This window comes from Acinetobacter sp. WZC-1, assembly GCF_052544965.1.
In genome coordinates this window covers 2103626-2121075 of the sequence record NZ_CP199370.1, presented here as the reverse complement: position 1 = coordinate 2121075, position 17450 = coordinate 2103626, and the positions used below count along the sequence as shown (strand labels likewise).

Annotated in this window: 14 protein-coding genes and 3 pseudogenes; 12 read left to right on the top strand and 5 right to left on the bottom strand. The window is 43.6% G+C overall.

Features of this window, described 5'->3' with window-relative positions:
* The first annotated feature begins 6 nt into the window (after nt 1–6).
* Together sppA and ACT6PV_RS09780 are read left to right on the top strand one after the other, a co-directional pair.
* On the top strand, nt 7–1026 hold the full coding sequence (gene sppA / locus ACT6PV_RS09785; RefSeq protein ID WP_445116188.1) for a signal peptide peptidase SppA: 1020 nt from the start codon (nt 7–9) through the stop codon (nt 1024–1026).
* A 62-nt stretch (nt 1027–1088) separates the two neighbouring features.
* On the top strand, nt 1089–1901 hold the full coding sequence (locus ACT6PV_RS09780) for an alpha/beta fold hydrolase (RefSeq protein WP_445116187.1): 813 nt from the start codon (nt 1089–1091) through the stop codon (nt 1899–1901).
* A 123-nt stretch (nt 1902–2024) separates the two neighbouring features.
* Here ACT6PV_RS09780 and ACT6PV_RS09775 read toward each other — a convergent pair.
* Nucleotides 2025–2289 (bottom strand): annotated as a pseudogene (locus tag ACT6PV_RS09775) (hypothetical protein); the annotation flags it as partial.
* A 415-nt stretch (nt 2290–2704) separates the two neighbouring features.
* On the opposite strand from ACT6PV_RS09775, the gene ACT6PV_RS09770 reads away from it, so the two are divergent.
* From ACT6PV_RS09770 to ACT6PV_RS09755, 4 genes and pseudogenes are all read left to right on the top strand, one after another.
* Complete coding sequence (locus ACT6PV_RS09770; protein ID WP_445116186.1) at nt 2705–4219, top strand: aldehyde dehydrogenase; 1515 nt, start codon at nt 2705–2707, stop codon at nt 4217–4219.
* Nucleotides 4220–4270: 51 nt separating this feature from the next.
* The gene (locus ACT6PV_RS09765) at nt 4271–5977 is read left to right on the top strand and encodes a GMC family oxidoreductase (protein ID WP_445116185.1); all 1707 of its coding nucleotides are present in this window, start codon (nt 4271–4273) and stop codon (nt 5975–5977) included.
* Nucleotides 5978–6071: 94 nt separating this feature from the next.
* Nucleotides 6072–6836, top strand: coding sequence for an alpha/beta fold hydrolase (locus tag ACT6PV_RS09760; protein ID WP_445116184.1), 765 nt, complete (start codon nt 6072–6074; stop codon nt 6834–6836).
* Between the two features lie 124 nt (nt 6837–6960).
* A pseudogene (locus ACT6PV_RS09755) lies at nt 6961–7059 on the top strand (IS1595 family transposase); the annotation flags it as partial.
* Nucleotides 7060–7189: 130 nt separating this feature from the next.
* Here ACT6PV_RS09755 and ACT6PV_RS09750 read toward each other — a convergent pair.
* Nucleotides 7190–7407, bottom strand: a pseudogene (locus ACT6PV_RS09750) (transposase); the annotation flags it as partial.
* Nucleotides 7408–7586: 179 nt separating this feature from the next.
* Here ACT6PV_RS09750 and folE2 point away from each other — a divergent pair.
* Genes folE2 through thrS form a run of 5 tightly spaced genes read left to right on the top strand, consistent with a single transcriptional unit; the run spans nt 7587 to nt 12765 of the window.
* A complete protein-coding gene (gene folE2, locus ACT6PV_RS09745) occupies nt 7587–8492 on the top strand; it encodes a GTP cyclohydrolase FolE2 (protein WP_445116183.1) in 906 nt (301 codons plus the stop codon).
* A complete protein-coding gene (gene hisI / locus ACT6PV_RS09740) occupies nt 8486–8905 on the top strand; it encodes a phosphoribosyl-AMP cyclohydrolase (RefSeq protein WP_445116182.1) in 420 nt (139 codons plus the stop codon). Before folE2 ends, hisI begins: the two co-directional genes overlap by 7 nt.
* A 12-nt stretch (nt 8906–8917) precedes the next feature.
* Nucleotides 8918–9478, top strand: coding sequence for a gamma carbonic anhydrase family protein (locus tag ACT6PV_RS09735; protein WP_445116181.1), 561 nt, complete (start codon nt 8918–8920; stop codon nt 9476–9478).
* Nucleotides 9468–10823, top strand: coding sequence for a dihydroorotase (locus ACT6PV_RS09730; protein WP_445116180.1), 1356 nt, complete (start codon nt 9468–9470; stop codon nt 10821–10823). The genes ACT6PV_RS09735 and ACT6PV_RS09730 overlap by 11 nt, the downstream gene beginning before the upstream one ends.
* A gap of 31 nt (nt 10824–10854) precedes the next feature.
* Nucleotides 10855–12765 (top strand): threonine--tRNA ligase, encoded by a 1911-nt coding sequence (gene thrS / locus ACT6PV_RS09725; protein ID WP_445116179.1) that lies wholly within the window; start codon nt 10855–10857, stop codon nt 12763–12765.
* Between the two features lie 348 nt (nt 12766–13113).
* Here thrS and ACT6PV_RS09720 read toward each other — a convergent pair whose 3' ends face one another.
* The 3 genes from ACT6PV_RS09720 to purM form a co-directional block, all read right to left on the bottom strand.
* Complete coding sequence (locus ACT6PV_RS09720) at nt 13114–13890, bottom strand: N-acetylmuramoyl-L-alanine amidase (RefSeq protein WP_445116178.1); 777 nt, start codon at nt 13888–13890, stop codon at nt 13114–13116.
* 484 nt (nt 13891–14374) lie between these two features.
* Entirely contained in the window at nt 14375–15007 is a 633-nt protein-coding gene (gene purN, locus ACT6PV_RS09715) for a phosphoribosylglycinamide formyltransferase (RefSeq protein WP_445116177.1), read from the bottom strand.
* A 10-nt stretch (nt 15008–15017) separates the two neighbouring features.
* A complete protein-coding gene (gene purM / locus ACT6PV_RS09710; protein WP_445116176.1) occupies nt 15018–16088 on the bottom strand; it encodes a phosphoribosylformylglycinamidine cyclo-ligase in 1071 nt (356 codons plus the stop codon).
* A 135-nt stretch (nt 16089–16223) separates the two neighbouring features.
* On the opposite strand from purM, the gene cxpE reads away from it, so the two are divergent.
* Nucleotides 16224–17429 (top strand): chloramphenicol efflux transporter CxpE, encoded by a 1206-nt coding sequence (gene cxpE / locus ACT6PV_RS09705; protein ID WP_445116175.1) that lies wholly within the window; start codon nt 16224–16226, stop codon nt 17427–17429.
* Nucleotides 17430–17450: the final 21 nt, after the last annotated feature.

Below are 17450 nucleotides of genomic sequence, written 5' to 3'. Positions count from 1 at the left end.
TGATAAATGTCCGACTGGCCACCGAAACCACAAAATGAAAATGTACCTTCCAGCCAGCAACCTACGGGTCAGGAATGGCGAATACTGGAAAAAGCTGTACTTGCCTCCGTGGAAGAACAGCGTCGCAGTCGTCGCTGGGGAATATTCTTTAAGATTCTCACGTTCCTGTATCTGTTAATTGTGCTGGCGCTGATGGGTAAAAGTTGTTCCATGACAGACAGTGATGAGACAACGGGAACCACAGATCCGCATCTGGGTGTGGTCAACATTGTTGGAACCATTGACTCCGGGAATCAATCTGTCAACAGTACCGATACCATCAAGTCGCTGCGACGTGCATTTGAAGCAAAATCCAGCAAGGCTGTTGTCCTGAATATCAACTCTCCCGGTGGTTCCCCTGTGCAGTCAGATGAAATCTGGCAGGAAATCCGGTATCAGAAAAAACAGCACCCTGACACAAAAGTCTATGCAGTGATTGGCGATATGGGCGCATCCGGTGCTTATTATATTGCTTCGGCAGCAGATGAAATCTGGGTTAACCCGTCCAGCCTGGTCGGCTCCATTGGGGTGATTATGCCAAATTATGGTGTCAGTGGCCTGGCACAGAAACTCGGGGTGGAAGATCGGACTATGACTTCGGGCAGCAATAAGGACATTCTGAGCATGACCAGACCGGTGAAACCGGAACAGAAGGTACATATTCAGTCGGTACTGGACAACGTACATGAGCATTTTATCAATGCAGTCAAACAGGGCCGTGGTGATAAACTGAAATCTACGGACCCGGCCATCTTCTCCGGATTATTCTGGACCGGTGAACAGGCTATAAAATTGGGCATTGCCGATAAAGCCGGTAATATTGAAACCCTGAAGCGTGAGCTGAATGTGAAAAAGGCGGTGAATTATACCGTTGAAAGAAGCCCATTTGAGTCTATTTTAGGCCGTATCGGATCTGAAATGGGGCAGGGACTGGGCACGGCAGTCAGTCAGCAGCTGGGAACACAGCAGGATGTGAAAATGCAGTAAATACCTCTAACCACTGGTGCTCAGGTGACAGTGGTTGATGTTGAATGAACACAAGGAAACCCATGACCAGCCAGAAGCCACTGATTCATTTTGCACATGCCAATGGTGTACCTTCCAGGGTATACCAGCAATTATTTGATCAACTGAAGGATGAATACGACATTATTTATGTCCCGCTGATTGGACCGGACCGACGCTATCCGATCAGCAGTAACTGGCCCCATCTGGTGGACCAGATTGTGGACAGCATCGTCCAGCAGTCACAGGGACGTAAAGTCATTGGCCTGGGGCATTCGCTGGGTTCGGTGCTGACTTTTATGGCATCCTGCAGCCGCCCTGAACTGTTTTCTCAGGTGATTATGCTGGATCCCCCTCTGATTCTGGGAAAGGCCTCTTTTATCTTTCAGATGGCAAAGCTGTTTTCCCCGAAAATGGTGGACCGGATTACACCGGCAGGACTCAGTATACGCCGTCGTGATCATTGGGAAAGTCGTCAGCAGGCCTATGCGTTGTTACGTAACAAAGGTTTTTATCAGCATTTTGATGAGGCCTGTTTTCAGGCTTATATCGACTATGCATTAAGTCATGATCCTGCTCGTGGTGGCGTGACTCTGACCATTCCCCGGGCAGATGAAGTGGCGATTTTCAGGACCAATCCATCATTGTGGTGGTTGCCAATGCCGGGACCCAGGGTTCCGATCCATCTGATGACCGGAGACCAGAGCCCTTTTTATCAGAAAGGGTTTCCTCAGATTGCAAAACGTAAACTGGGCATTGCATTCAGTGTGACGGAGGGTGGACATATGTTTCCACTGGAACGGCCTGTGCAGGTGGCGGAGCTGATCAGGCACAGGATCAGGGAACAGGCGGGCTGAGCCGAAGATGACAGCATGGGGCATGGGTTCCCAGGTAAATCAGCTCATATGGGGTACAACAAAAAAGTCAATATAACCAATTTATTTTATGCGAAAAACACATGAACTTTATTTTTAAAAAACTTAGGGGCTGTCCTGGATAACTACTCCATTTCCTTCCTTGCTCATTGTTTTAGACTTGCTCATTGTTTTTAGAATATAGAATTGAACTTTAGGATCACTGTGGTTAAAACGCCATTCGCACTCTTTTTAAAAATAAATAAAAATGCTCTCCAGGAATACCATTAAACTTTCTCAAATGACCTTTAGCTTGATTCCCGGGATTCTCAGCTCCGTTAACGTGATTTTGTTTATCAGCAAATAATTTACTATGGTTTATACGGCAGTGTAATAATCACAATAGGCAGCCACACAAAAAATACTCATTTTTATACTGTCCCTTTGGCCTGGTTCTGCACAAATGTCTTCCATCTCATATTTAACTCAGTAAGTGATGCATTCAACACGTATTCATTTACAGTCTTTATATGGAATTAATTTCATACTGAATAAATACTTTTCTGTGAGCATTTATAGCTCATCTTACGGTGTACTCAACTGGAAGGTTGCTGTATTCAATGCCCAATCTTGCAGTCTTGTTGTCACCATAAGGTGAAATATATGCCTTAAAGCTGCATTATTGATAAATTTACAATAAATTTACAATAAAATCTCAATAATAATTACGTATTATCTAGCATATTGAGAATTCTAGGCATATAGTATGGCTACTACCTACACAAATTATGAAACCGGAGTAAATTATGTTGAGTTCAGATAAAAGTCTTGCTGAGTGGAAACAGGTTGCAGAAACTCTTCAGATAGAAACACGCGCTTTCATCAATGGGCAATATGTCAATGCGATTTCGGGAAAAACATTTGAAAATCGAAGCCCAATTGACGGTAGATTACTTGGAAACATTGCTGACTGTGGTGCAGAAGATGTTGATTTAGCCGTTGAAGCTGCTAAACAGGCATTTGAGTCTGGTGTATGGTCACGCCGTACTCCTGCTGAAAGAAAAAGCGTGCTTTTAAAATTGGCTGACCTCCTCACTCAACATGAAGAAGAACTTGCGGTACTTGAATCTCTTGATATGGGAAAAACAATTCGGGAATCCCTCGATATGGACATGAAAGATGCGGCAAGTGCAATTCGCTACTATGCTGAGTCCATTGATAAAATTCATGATCTCATTGCCCCGACAGGTGAGGCATTCCATGGCACAATTACCCATGAACCTATTGGCGTTGTTGCTGCAATGACACCGTGGAATAACCCATTAATGATTGCTTCATGGAAAATTGCTCCAGTTTTGGCAATGGGTAACTCTCTTGTATTCAAGCCTTCAGAAAAAGCATCGTCAACAGTCATTCGACTCGCTGCTCTTGCAAAAGAGGCAGGCATACCGGATGGTGTTTTCAATGTTGTTACTGGAATGGCTGATGTTGGTAAGCGGTTGGGTCTACATCCAGACATTGGTGCTTTCACCTTTACTGGCTCTACAAATGTAGCGAAACAGCTCCAGATTTACTCTGGTGAGTCAAACATGAAACGTATGTATCTTGAAGGTGGTGGTAAAAATGCCCATATCATTTTTGCAGATACGCCTGATCTTGCTAAGGTCGCTAAATTTGCAGCATTGGGGTTTTGTGCCAATCAGGGTGAAGTTTGTGCCTCTGGTACACGGTTACTCGTAGAAGAATCAATTAAAGATGAGTTCGTTAAACTGCTCGTTAAAGAATTACAAGGCTGGAAACCAGGACACCCTCTGGACCCACAAACAGCTGTAGGTGCACTTGTAGATGAACAACATCTTGAACGGGTAAAACGCTACGTTGATTCCGCAGCACCAGAAGGTGCCTCAATTGCAACCGGTGGAAAACGTTCTTCTGTAGAAGAAGGTGGTGTTTATTTCGAGCCTACACTCATCGACAATGCAACACCGGAAATGACAGCCTCACGTGAAGAAATATTTGGACCTGTGGCTTCAGTGATCACCTTTAAAACTGAAGAAGAAGCAGTTCATCTGGCCAATAATACGACCTATGGTTTAACCGCTGGATTCTGGACACCTGATCTGGCGAAAGCACACCGTGTCGCTCGTCAGTTGGAAGCAGGAACTGTCTGGGTAAATCATTTCTTAACCCGGGATATTCTTTCACCTTTCGGTGGCTATAAACAGTCTGGAATAGGCAAGGATCTTTCTATTCTCGCTTTACATCAATATACGAATACCAAAGCAACCTGGTATGCATTAAAAGACGTTCAGGGACATTAAATAATGTCCTTTACGATCAGGCTTTCATTTTCCTAAAAAAGAGAAACAACTATGAGTGATAAAGACCATTTAGACGCACTTGAAAAGCATATTGATGCAGACCGTCGTAGTTTTATTAAAACTGCTTTAACTACTGGTGCAGCCATTGCAGCAGTAGGCAGTATCGGGATTTCGAGTGCCAGTGCCAAGAAACAACCCGCTTCACAGGCAAGTAAAACGGGGCAAAAAGGGGATCATTTTGATTATGTGATTGTTGGTGCCGGTTCTGCGGGTGCTGTTCTCACACGACGTCTCGTTGATGCTGGTTTTAGTGTCCTGCTGCTTGAAGCAGGTCCGACAGATAAACTCCCTGCTATCCATAATCCGCCAGATGCGCTTTCTCTGTCGTATACCCCTCAGGTTGCCTGGCAATTTAATACACAAGAGCAAAAAACGGCAGGCGATCAAAAAATTTTTTGGCCTCGCGGAAAAACATTGGGCGGCTCAAGTGCAATCAACGGCATGATGTATGTTCGTGGTCTTCCTGTCGATTACGATACGTGGGCCTTCATGGGAGCAGATGGCTGGGGCTGGAAAGATGTCCTGCCTTATTTTCAAAAGGCGGAAAATTGCCACATCACAGACCTGTCAGATTCACACGGAAAAGGTGGACTTCTCCAGGTTTCACGCCCAAAACTTACTGAATTGGGTGAAGCCTTTTGTGAGGCAGCACAACAATACGGTCTGCCTTATGTAAAAGACTATAATGATGGCAATGACAGTACAGGTGTCAGTAGACCACAATACACAATAACCGCAGACGGCAAACGGGCCAGTAGCTGGGTATGTTATGGTCAGGCTGTTGCCAATGCACCTAATCTAACGATTGCAACAGGGGCACGTGTCTTAAAATTATTGATGAGCAATACACGTACAACAGGCGTACGTTACGCATTTAACGGCGAACAACGTGACGTCTATGTAAACAAAGAAGTTCTTCTTTGTGCGGGTTCACTCATGTCACCTGCTATTCTTATGCGATCAGGCATTGGGCGAGCTGATGATCTACAAAAAGTTGGGATCAAAGCTGTACAAAACCTATCTGGCGTCGGTGAAAACTTACATGACCATCTGGTTTGTCCATTTATCTGGGAATCCAAACTTGCCGTGCCTGTAGGAAAAGCCTCCAGTATTGAGGGTAATATTTTCCATAAATCCCATCCGGATATGATTGCACCTGATACTCAGTCGCTTCTATTTACCGTGCCATTTCCTCTTCCAGGTTTTCCAGAAGTTAAGCAAGGGTTCTCCGTTGTCGCCGGTCTTGACCGTCCACGAAGCCGTGGTCGCTTATGGTTGGCTTCAGCTGATCCAATGAAAGATCCATTGTTTGATCCACGCGTTTTCTCGGAAAAACAGGACTTAGAGGTTATGACCGATAAAGCGTTATTGTTACGGGAAGTCATGAAGCAACCAGCATTAGCGCCATGGCGCGGTAAAGAAGTCGCTCCAGGCAATACCGCTCTAACACGTGAAGCAGTCCGGGATTATGTAAATCGCTACACTGGTTCTTATCACCATCAAGTGGGTACTGCCCGTATGGGACGTGATGAAATGTCTGTTGTTGGCCCGGATTTGAAAGTACATGGTATTGAAGGGTTGCGCGTTGTTGATGCATCGGTAATGCCTGTAATTACAACAGGAAATACAAATGCCCCAACCATCATGATTGCTGAAAAAGCTGCTGATATGATTCTTTCCAGCGCGAAGTCATCTTAATCATTCATACAACTGGCATGTGACGTGAAAGTGCATATTCATATGCCAGTTTTTTAAATTCATCGATGATATGTCTTATAAAAGGAGAAAAACCGTGGTTAATAGCTTCTTACTCCATGGTGAAGGGCCTGTACACGCTATTTTGCTGAATGGATGGTTTGATCACAAAGAAGATTGGCAAGCCGTTCTTGCTCATATAAATCCAGAGCATTTTACATTGGCTTGTATGGACTATCGTGGCTATGGTGAAATGCAGGAAAGCGAAGGGCCTTTCACTCTTCAACAAATCGCAGAAGATGTCTTGGCATTGGCCGATTTTCTTAAATGGCAAAATTTTTCTTTGATTGGTCATTCTATGGGAGGAATGGCAATTCAAAAAACGTTGCTTATAGCACCAGATCGAATTAACAAACTCATTGGCATTGCCCCTGTACCCGCAAGTGGAGTGCCTCTTGACCCAGACGCATTAGCATTATTTCGTAATGCAGTACATGACATTAAACTACGACAGGCCATTCTTGAGGCTTCTGTGGAAAGCCGACTGCCTCCAGAGTGGGCGGAAGAACGTGCCCAAGCCTCCTGGCAGCAATCATCAGCAACCGCATTTGGCAGTTATTTAGAAGAATGGACAACCAGGCAAAACTTCTCAGCCGAGCTTATAGGCCTTAACCATAAAATAAGCTGCATCATTGGTAACCATGACGCAGCAATTAATCAGGAACTGATGCAAAAAACCTTTTCTCAATGGTACTCAAATGTACATCTTATCACTCTTGAAGGCAGCGGACATTATCCAATGGACGAAACGCCTCTTGCACTCGCTTCTATTCTGGAACAGGAACTTTCTCCGTTATCTTGATGTTTCTTAAGTAAAAGATTGAAGCATTATATGCAACAAATTTTTATATTTGGATCTGGTCGTGGATTAGCATTATAATCAGCTACTTTTACGAATATAACTGTTTGTAAATTAAATATATTTTATGAGGTGCTTAGAGTTTTTTGTCGCTGGAGTTACTATTGGAACTGTTGCTGATTTATTGGAAATACGACCTAATTCAGCAGCACTGTTCTATAGGAAATTCATCAAATTATTATATATCCTCCTGGTCAGGATGCGCTTGACATATTCCAGGGACAAATTAAATTAGATGACATTTAATGGTGGCTTAACCTCTACTTTTAACTGTGGTTATTTATGGGAGGATTACCACGTAAAGAGAGTCGAAATAGGGATTTAATCATTAGGCAGCATTGGATAGCTGTATCAGAATAGGTTTGATTTCTTCCTTGTCTGTCTTTTGGTTGAACATACCATTTGGTGGCAGAATCAAACCAGATCGAAATGTTTCCTTGACGAATTAAAGCCTGATTGTAGGTGGACCAATTCAATTGGTTGTACGATAAATTTTAGGTGCAGGCTTATTCATTTGAGCATTATATGACTGGATAAGCCCTTAACCGTAGGTTTGTGCAACAAAGCCTTGCAATAATAAAAAGTAAATTTTACCAGCTAATATAGTATTTCCTCAAAACGAACTGTTCATATCGATAATTAAGTGTTATGTTATAACATAACATTTAATCCATCCAGGTTTATCCTTTTCACATGACTGCTCCTTTACTGCCTGACGTTTCATTGGAATCTTCGCCGGTGCCTTATGCTTACCCTCTGGATTGGGTGGGTATGGAAAATATTGCCTTACCAATCTATTTACACAACACTTTATGTCCCAGCAAAGCCAATGCTTATGTCAGTTTAGACAATCCGAATGCCAAGGGCATCCATATGTCGAGGTTATATACTCGGCTACTGGATTTTTGCAAGATTAAGGATTTATCTTTAGGCCATGTAAAAGATGCGCTACAGGATTTTTTAGCCACTCATCACGATTTATCTCAACATGCCAGAATTGAACTACAAGGTGAGTTCCTGTTTGAACAACCTGCGTTAATCAGTGATTTAACAGGCTGGAAAAGTTACCCATTTCGTTTGTCCTGTCAGTTAAAACAACAAAAATTCGAGGCGGAATTATACCTGGAAATAACTTACTCCTCGACTTGTCCATGTTCGGCAGCACTGGCTCGAGATTTAATCCAGAAAAGTTTTCAGGACGCCATCAATAAAGAAAAATTAAATCCCAGTCAACCTGATGAGATTTTAGCGTGGTTAGGCACAACCGATGCCATTGTTGCCACACCGCATAGCCAGAGAAGTTTTGCTCAACTCAGGTTTGCTTTATCGCCTGATATGCAGTCGATTCCCATCAAGCAGTTGATCCATCATGCAGAACAAGCGTTAGCAACCCCTGTACAAACCGCAGTTAAACGTATTGATGAACAAGCATTTGCTTTGGCAAATGGTCAAAACCTAATGTTTTGCGAAGATGCCTTACGTCGTTTATATCATGCCTTTGTCAATTATCCTGACATTACAGCCTTTGATTTTAAAGTGATTCATGCCGAAAGTCTGCACGCCCATGATGCGGTTGCACAAGGATCCTGGCAATGCTGAATCCATCAATCTTTTTACAAATGGAGCAAGGAAAATTAGGGGAAAACTATGACCTTACACAGGTGATTGATGCGATTCCCTGGAATCAGGACAGTTTAATCACAGCTATTACACAGGATATTAAAACTAAAGATGTGCTGATGCTGGCATGGGTCAATCGTGATGCTTTATTGGAAACATTAACAACAAAACAAGTCTGTTATTGGTCACGTTCCCGTCAATGTTTATGGCGAAAAGGTGAAAGTTCAGGACACCGACAAAAATTGGTTGAAGCCCGACTGGATTGTGATGGTGACAGTATTTTGTTTTTGGTGGAACAGTCTGGGGCAGCCTGTCATACCTATCGCCCCAATTGTTTCTATATTGGTTTAGTGGGTAATCACGCCACGATTCTAACCCAACCCATGATTTAAATAAGTGAAGCTATGATTCGTAAAAATCCATCTGGACATCTCCCTGTCATTGACCAATCCGCCTATATTGACCAAACCGCTATTATTTGTGGCAAAGTCATTGTGGAAGCCAATGTTTTTGTTGGACCTTATGCTGTGATTCGTGCCGATGAAGTTGACGAGCATGGTGAGATGCAACCGATTATTATTGGGGCAAATTCCAATATTCAGGATGGGGTGGTGATTCATTCCAAAGCAGGGGCACAAGTCACGATTGGGCGTAATTCATCTATTGCCCATCGTTCAATTATTCATGGGCCTTGTGAAATTGGCCATCATGTCTTTGTTGGTTTTAATAGCGTGCTGTTTAATTGCAAAGTTGGTGATCATAGTGCTGTTCGTCATAACGCTGTAGTTGATGGACGGGATTTACCCGCACATTTTTATGTTCCTGCAATGAGTCATATTCACGCTAAAACCGATTTAAGCCAGTTTCCACCTATTGATATTTCTATCAGTGAATTTTCGGAAAGTGTGGTGAGTACCAATATTGAGCTGGTACAGGGTTATAAGGCATTACAAAATGAATTTTAGACAGTTACCTGATCTCATTATTCGCAATGCCAATATAGTGAATGAGGGACATTGCCAGATTGGGGATGTACTCATTCAGCAAGGACGAATCAGTAAAATCCAGCCTGGCATTACAGGAGTCCACAATGCCAGGTCAATAGAGGCAAATGGTGCATGGCTTATCCCTGGTATGATTGATGACCAGGTGCATTTTCGTGATCCAGGTTCACCACAAAACGGCTGTTTTGAATCTGAATCCATGGCTGCGGCTGTGGGCGGTATTACCAGTGTGATGGATATGCCAAATACCAATCCGCCCACACTTGATCTAACCGCTTTACAGCAGAAAAAAGAAATTGCCGCCAGGCATAGCATGACCAACTATGCTTTCCACTTTGGCGTAAGCGCCGATAACTTAGCGATTATTGAGCAGCTCGACCCTAAATCAGTAAGTGGTGTAAAAGTCTTTATGGGAGCATCAACAGGCAATATGCTGGTGGATGATCCGAAAATTCTGGAACGTTTATTTGCAAATGTTCCCACTATTTTACTTACGCATTGTGAATATACACCACGCATCAAGCAGCTTGAACAACAGTATCGCCAGAAATATGGTGAGAATATTCCTGCGGTTTTTCATCCGGAAATTCGGGATGAACAAGCGTGTTTTGAGAGTTCACGTTTAGCTGTTTCCTTAGCAGAAAAATATGGCACGCAATTACATGTGCTGCATATCAGCACAGCCAGGGAATTATGCTTATTTAAGAATCTGCCTCTGGATAAAAAACATATTACCGCTGAAGTTTGTATTCATCATTTAAGTTTTGATGATGGGGATTATGCTGATTTAGGACACCTGATTAAATGTAACCCCGCCATTAAAACCGTAAATGATAAACAGGCGTTGATTGAAGCTGTCGCTCACAGCAATCGGCTGGATATTATTGGTACAGATCACGCACCGCACACATGGCAGGAAAAACAGCAATCCTATTTCAATGCTCCATCAGGTTTACCTTTGGTACAACACGCTTTACCTGCCTTAATGGAGTTAGTAGCAGACCAACAGCTTTCGATTGAAACACTGGTACAGAAAACCTCACATCAGGTTGCCGATTTATTTCGTATAAAAGAGCGTGGTTATATCCGTGAGGGTTATTGGGCAGATTTGGTCTTGATTGGGGAAAATCGGAATCAAGAGGCTGTTTCAGAGCAACCGAATTTTATGCGATGTAACTGGACACCTTTCCAGGATAAAACGTTCCGCTATCTGGTTGATAGCACCATTATTTCTGGACAACTGGCATGGCATCAGCAACAGCTTTTTCTGAATTGTCGGGGACATGCATTAGAGATTGACCGCTAGATTTTTAATTGATTGATTTAGATAATTTTTTATGAATATTCAACTTACTTTATCTGGTATATTGCACCAGCTTGAATTGCCACAATCATTGTCGATTGCCGAAATTTTAGCGCAGCATAAACCACAGGGCTATAAAAAAGCTTTTCTGGCTAAAGTTGACCAACATTATGTTGATTTGCATCATCTGATTGAAGATAATTGCCATATCGAATTGCTTCATCTAAATGATGAACATGTACTCAATATTTTACGTCATTCCTATGCCTATTTACTGGCACAGTCGGTGCAGCAATTATATCCATCGGCTCAGGCGGTAGAATATGAGATTACTGAATATGGGCTGTATTATGATTTTGCTGATACGCCACATTTTAATCCCGAAGATGTACAGCAAATCGAACTAAAAATGAATGAGTGGGTACAACGACATGTCGGGATAATGACCCAGGCCATCGATAAAGAACAAGCGATTAAATACTTCCAACAGCAAAATTTTAAATTGCAATCTTTACAGAAAATCCCGGATGCAACACCTTTGTACCTTGTGAAGCAACAGGATTTTTCTGATGTTTATTTTTATCCATTGGTTAGCCATTCTGCATTACTGGAACATTTTAAAATCACCCATGTTTCAGGGGCTTATTGGCAGGGCGATGCCAGTCAACCAATGTTGCAGCGAATTTATCTCACCTGCTGGGCAGAACAAAAACAATTAAAACACTATCTTAAACAACAGGAAGAAGCGGCTAAACGGGACCATCGTAAACTGGCTCAACAACTTGACCTGCTACATTTTGATGATAAAGCACCTGGAGCAGTATTCTGGCACGCAAAAGGCTGGAAATTATTTCAGCTTTTAACTGATTACCTGCGCCGGCAACAGGATGATGCAGGTTATATCGAGGTCAATACTCCTGATGTCATGGATCGTGAGCTGTGGGAAATTTCGGGACATTGGCAAAATTATCGTCAGAATATGTTCACCACACAAACCGAGGATCATCGGGTGTATGCTCTTAAACCGATGAGTTGTCCTGGTGCGGTATGTTTATATGCTCACGGATTGAGAAGCTATCGGGACTTACCATTACGCATGGCGGAATTTGGTAAAGTCCATCGCTATGAACCGTCTGGGGCATTACATGGCTTAATGCGTGTACGACATTTTACCCAGGACGATGCTCATATTTTCTGTACACAGGCACAGCTTTTATCGGAGTGTGTGGATACTATTGCCCTGATTTATAAAATTTATCAGCAATTTGGTTTTCATGATATTTCGATTAAATTATCTACTCGCCCTGAAAATCGTATTGGTTCGGAAGAGATCTGGGATTTTCTCGAAGATACTTTAATACAGGCATTACAGCAGCTTAATATCGCCTATACCTTAAATATTGGAGAGGGGGCATTTTATGGTCCTAAACTGGAATTTACCCTGAAAGATGCCATCGGCAGGGAATGGCAATGTGGCACGATTCAGGTCGATTTAAATTTACCTGAACGCTTTGACTTGAGTTACATTGATGAAAATAACCAGAAACAACGACCAGTAATGTTGCATCGTGCCTTGTTTGGTTCGCTGGAGCGTTTTATTGGGATTCTGATTGAACATTATATGGGACGTTTTCCGTTTTGGTTAGCTCCTGTGCAGATGGTGATTTTACCAATCACTGATGCTCAACAGGACTATGCAAGGCAGCTTTATAAAACATTGAAACAACAGGGTTTACGAGTAGTTCTGGATTTGACCCAGGAAAAACTCGGTTATAAAATTCGGCAAAATACGCTGCAAAAAATCCCTTATCTCATCATTGTTGGGGAACAGGAAATGCAACAATCTACTGTTCGCATACGTTCTCTGGATGGGCAGGATCTGGGGATTTTCCCAATTACAGATCTGCACAGGTTTTTTGCGACTCAGGCAGATCTTGTGGATTGATTGCCTATATCGCATCAGACATACTTTGTATCGCCTGATTTGCGCTTAGTAAAGTCCTGAAATCCCAGATACAGTATTTGGTCACAATGTATCATCACGCCAACGGGGCGGGGTAGCCAGTTGGATTTACACCAGGGCATTGAAAGGCAAATTTAATGCATATGTCAGCTATGCTTAAGCCCTGAATTACCGTGTACTTTTCTTGCTTTAATCTGTTGGAAAGTACACATGCGCCTGGTCTGGAATATTTTGTTCCGTCACAATATTCCATGGGATTTCTTGAGTTTCCAGTAACGACGTTCAATTTCGGGTTTTTCAGTCTGTCATTTCCTCATCCAGCTGGTCGGCTTATTCAGCCGGGAAATATTTCTCCACCAATGCATAGATGATTGCAACTGTTTCCCTGTCAGGAACCCCATCATATTTTTCCTGTCTAAAATGAAGCTGAAAAGCTCTGATTAACTGGGTAAATCCTTGTTCTGTGTCTGCACCGGCCACATCATAGCCATATTTGTTCAGCTGTACTTTTATATCAGCGGATGATGGCAGGCCTGCCGCATCAAACTGCTGTTCATAATTATTTTTAATGTCTTCATCATACCAGGCGCCAATCCCGGCATCATACAACTCTTTCCAGGGAAAGGACGGGCCTGGGTCACTTTTACGACCAATTGCAATATCAGAATGCGCGACCACCTGGGGCGGGGAAATATCAGGATAACGCTGAATAATATTCAATCCCAGTTGTTTCATTGCTTCAATCTGCAGTGCATTGAACGGTGGGAAAGTAAAAACACCCTGATCTTCGCTGGCCAGGTTGACAATTTCAATGCCAATGGAGCTATCGTTCAGATTATTACGTCCGGCCCATAAACTTGCACCTGCATGCCATGCCCTATCCTGTTCATCGACAAGATTAAAAATGCGTATGTCATTAAAGCCTGCAGCCTTATAACTGTCCTCTGTCGGATCGGGAATAAGGTAATGTGAACTCACGCCACCATCGCCACTTAATAATTTAACGGATGTCGCAAAATCTGCCGCTGTAAAATGTATGACAAGAAAACGTGTGCGACGGTTGAATCCTTTCACAGAGCGGTGGGAATTATAATCAATCGTAAACATATAACTGCCCTCGTTTTATGAGAATATCTTTGTTGCAAATAAAAAGAGTATCTGAGCACGCTATAAAAAATTCACTTATCAAAAAATGAAATTACTGATATGGGTTATCTCAGGCTGGTGGCATTTCTTGATGCCTGGATATAGACTGTTACAGATGGCCTGCGACTTTTCAGGTGATGTTTAAACGATAGACTGTGCAATTTAGCCAATCTGCATAATAGGTGGCATTGTTTCGCAAGACCACAACCCGGACTATGGATGAATGGTTGGTAAACCCTGATATATGCGTGTATTTTAAGTGCAATGACTGAATATTGCGTGAAATAAAAATCCCATCAAATGATGAGTTTTTATCAGTTTTTTGTGATTGATGGAATCTCATCACTGTATGAAAAATATATCCTGATTCCCGGGAAAATGAAACCAGGGCTATCTGGACTTTTGTAAGTATTGTTTAAATATGGCATTGCAGTAATACATCATTTTAAAATTTACAGAATTGGATGGGTTGCAGCAAAGGCTGGCCCTTATGCATAACCTGTCCATCAGCGCTGTGCTGAACCGTTCCATTGCAAACCCACTCCACAGCACGTGGGTAAATCATATGCTCAAGTGCATGCACACGGTTGGCGAGTGATTCGGCATTATCATGCAGACTGACTTTCAGCACACCCTGAGCAAGCGCAGGTCCTGCGTCCAGTTCGGCGGTGACATAGTGAACGGTACAGCCATGCAGGACATCTCCGGTATTTAATACCCGTTGGTGGGTGTGCATTCCTTTGTAACAGGGCAGCAGTGAAGGGTGGATGTTAAGCATTCTCCCTTGCCATGTCCGGACAAATTTTGCGCTCAGAATGCGCATGAATCCTGCAAGAATCACCAGGTCAATATCCCAGGCCAGTAATTGCTGATGCATTGCATCATCAAAGCTTTCCCGGTCAGGATATTGCCGGTGTTCAATGACCGCTGTCGGAATGCCTGCATGTCGGGCACGGGTCAGTGCATATGCGCCGGGTTGATTGGAGAGAACCCCTGCGATCTGACCTGAAAGACGGGCGTCAATCAGTGCCTGCAGATTACTGCCATTCCCCGAAACCAGTACAGCAATTTTGATCATATGGCCATTCTTAGGCAAAAAGCACACGGATTTTTTCGTCTGCGCCTTTGACAGATTCAGCATTGCCCTGAATATGACCGATTTTCCAGGCGTTTTCACCCTGTGCGTTCAGTACGGCAATGGCTTTGTCAGCGTCAGTTGCATCAAGGGCAATGACCATACCGACACCACAGTTGAAGGTACGGTACATTTCAAACTGTTCCACACCACCTTCACGCTGAAGCAGTCTGAATAATTCAGGCCATTGCCATGACGATTCATCAATCACAGCCTGGGCACCATCCGGCAGGACGCGGGGTAAATTCCCAGGCAGGCCGCCACCGGTAATGTGCGCCATGGCATGCACATCCACCTGTTTGCAGAGTTCGAGAACTGAACGGACATAAATGCGGGTGGGTTCCATGGCCACATCTGCCAATGGGCGACCATCCACCTGCTGGTTCAGATCGACATTTTTAACATCAAGAATTTTACGCAGCAGTGAGTAGCCATTGGAATGCGCGCCACTGGAGGCCAGGCCAATGAGTACATCGCCTGCCTTGACCTTACTGCCGTCAATAATTTTACTGTGTTCAACCACCCCAACGGCAAATCCGGCAAGATCATAGTCTTCACCTTCATACATGCCCGGCATTTCGGCAGTTTCTCCGCCCACCAGTGCACAGCCGGCAAGCTCACAGCCCTGGCCAATGCCGGTCACCACATTTGCAGCAACATCAACATTCAGATGACCGGTTGCATAATAATCCAGAAAAAACAGGGGTTCGGCACCACAGACCAATAGGTCATTGACACACATGGCCACCAGATCCTGGCCTATGGTGTCGTGACGGTTCAGATTGAGTGCCAGGCGCAGTTTAGTGCCTACGCCATCTGTGCCGGATACGAGTACAGGTTCTTCATAACCTTTGGGAATTTTACAGAGTGCGCCAAAACCGCCTAATCCGCCCATGACTTCGGGACGCGCAGTACGTTTGGCAACAGATTTGATCCGGTCGACAAGTGCGTCGCCCGCTTCAATATCGACACCGGCATCTTTATAGCTTAAACCGGTATTTGGGGAAGAAATTGAGTTGCTCATAATGAAGTCTCCGCATTCGCGCGGCGATTATAACCTGAATATACGAAATTCTTATGTTATTTCTCAGCCAAAATGCTATCTTTGACTGAAAATCTCTCATTTCATAATGATTAAATCTGAATAAGGCGTGATTGCATGCATGATCGTACATTAAAACGTATTTTTATCCTTGCCGGACTAGCGCTGGTGTTGTGGGTTTTATATCTGTTAAAACCTGTGGTCATCCCTTTTGTTGCCGCTTTTCTCATTGCCTATCTATTCAGCCCACTGGTTGAGGTGCTGGATCGGTTTCTACCCAGATGGCTGGCGATTTCCATTGTTTTTATTGGAATCGGGATGGCAATTACCTGGGCGATGTGGTTCCTGGTGCCATTGGTCTGGAAACAGCTGATGTATGCCCGGGACAGTATTCCGGCGGGCATTCACTGGATTAATCATACGTTCCTGCCGTGGGTCGCAAATACCTTTAATGTAGACCATATGGAAATTGATGCAGATCAGATTTCCGTTGCGGTGATGAGTTATATCCAGACCAATTACAGTACAGACAGTATTCAGGCCATGGCACTGAAAATTGCCCAGTCCGGTCTGAATTTTATTCAGGTCGGCGGAACAGTGGTATTGATCCCGATCATTACATTTTACTTCCTGCTTGACTGGAATAAGATGTTACGCAGTTTAAAAAATCTGATTCCAGGCCAGTATAAACAGGGCACGCTGACGATTGTCGGTGAATGTCACAGTGTATTGGGCGCATTTGTCAAAGGGCAGTTTCTGGTGATGATCCTGTTGGGCATTATTTATGCGGTAGGGCTGCAACTGATTGGGCTGGAAGTCGGGTTAATCATTGGCATGGTGGCTGGACTGGCCAGTATTATTCCTTACCTGGGTTTTGGTGTGGGAATTATTGCTGCAGTCATTGCCACTTTGTTTCAGTTCGGACTGGACTGGACCCATCTGGCGCTTGTGGGCGTGGTGTTTATGATTGGTCAGGCCATAGAAGGTTATATTCTGCAACCTTTCCTGCTGGGCGATAAAATTGGTCTGTCGCCGGTGGCTGTGGTTTTTGCAGTACTGGCTGGTGCACAACTGGGTGGCTTTGTGGGAATGTTGATTGCATTGCCCGTAGCTGCGGTGATTGTTGTACTGCTGAAACATGTGCGGCAATGGTATGAGCAGAGCCAGTTTTATCAGACCAGCCCATCTTCCGTTGTTGTGGTGCAGAATGATACGGACACAGGTGTGATTTCAGTGGAAAGTGATCAGGTTAATCTTGATATTGCCTTTAAAAAACCTCAGGATACAGCGCAGACATCTGAAATTGAGGATGACAGCAAATAATTTTCAGGGTTTAAGACATTT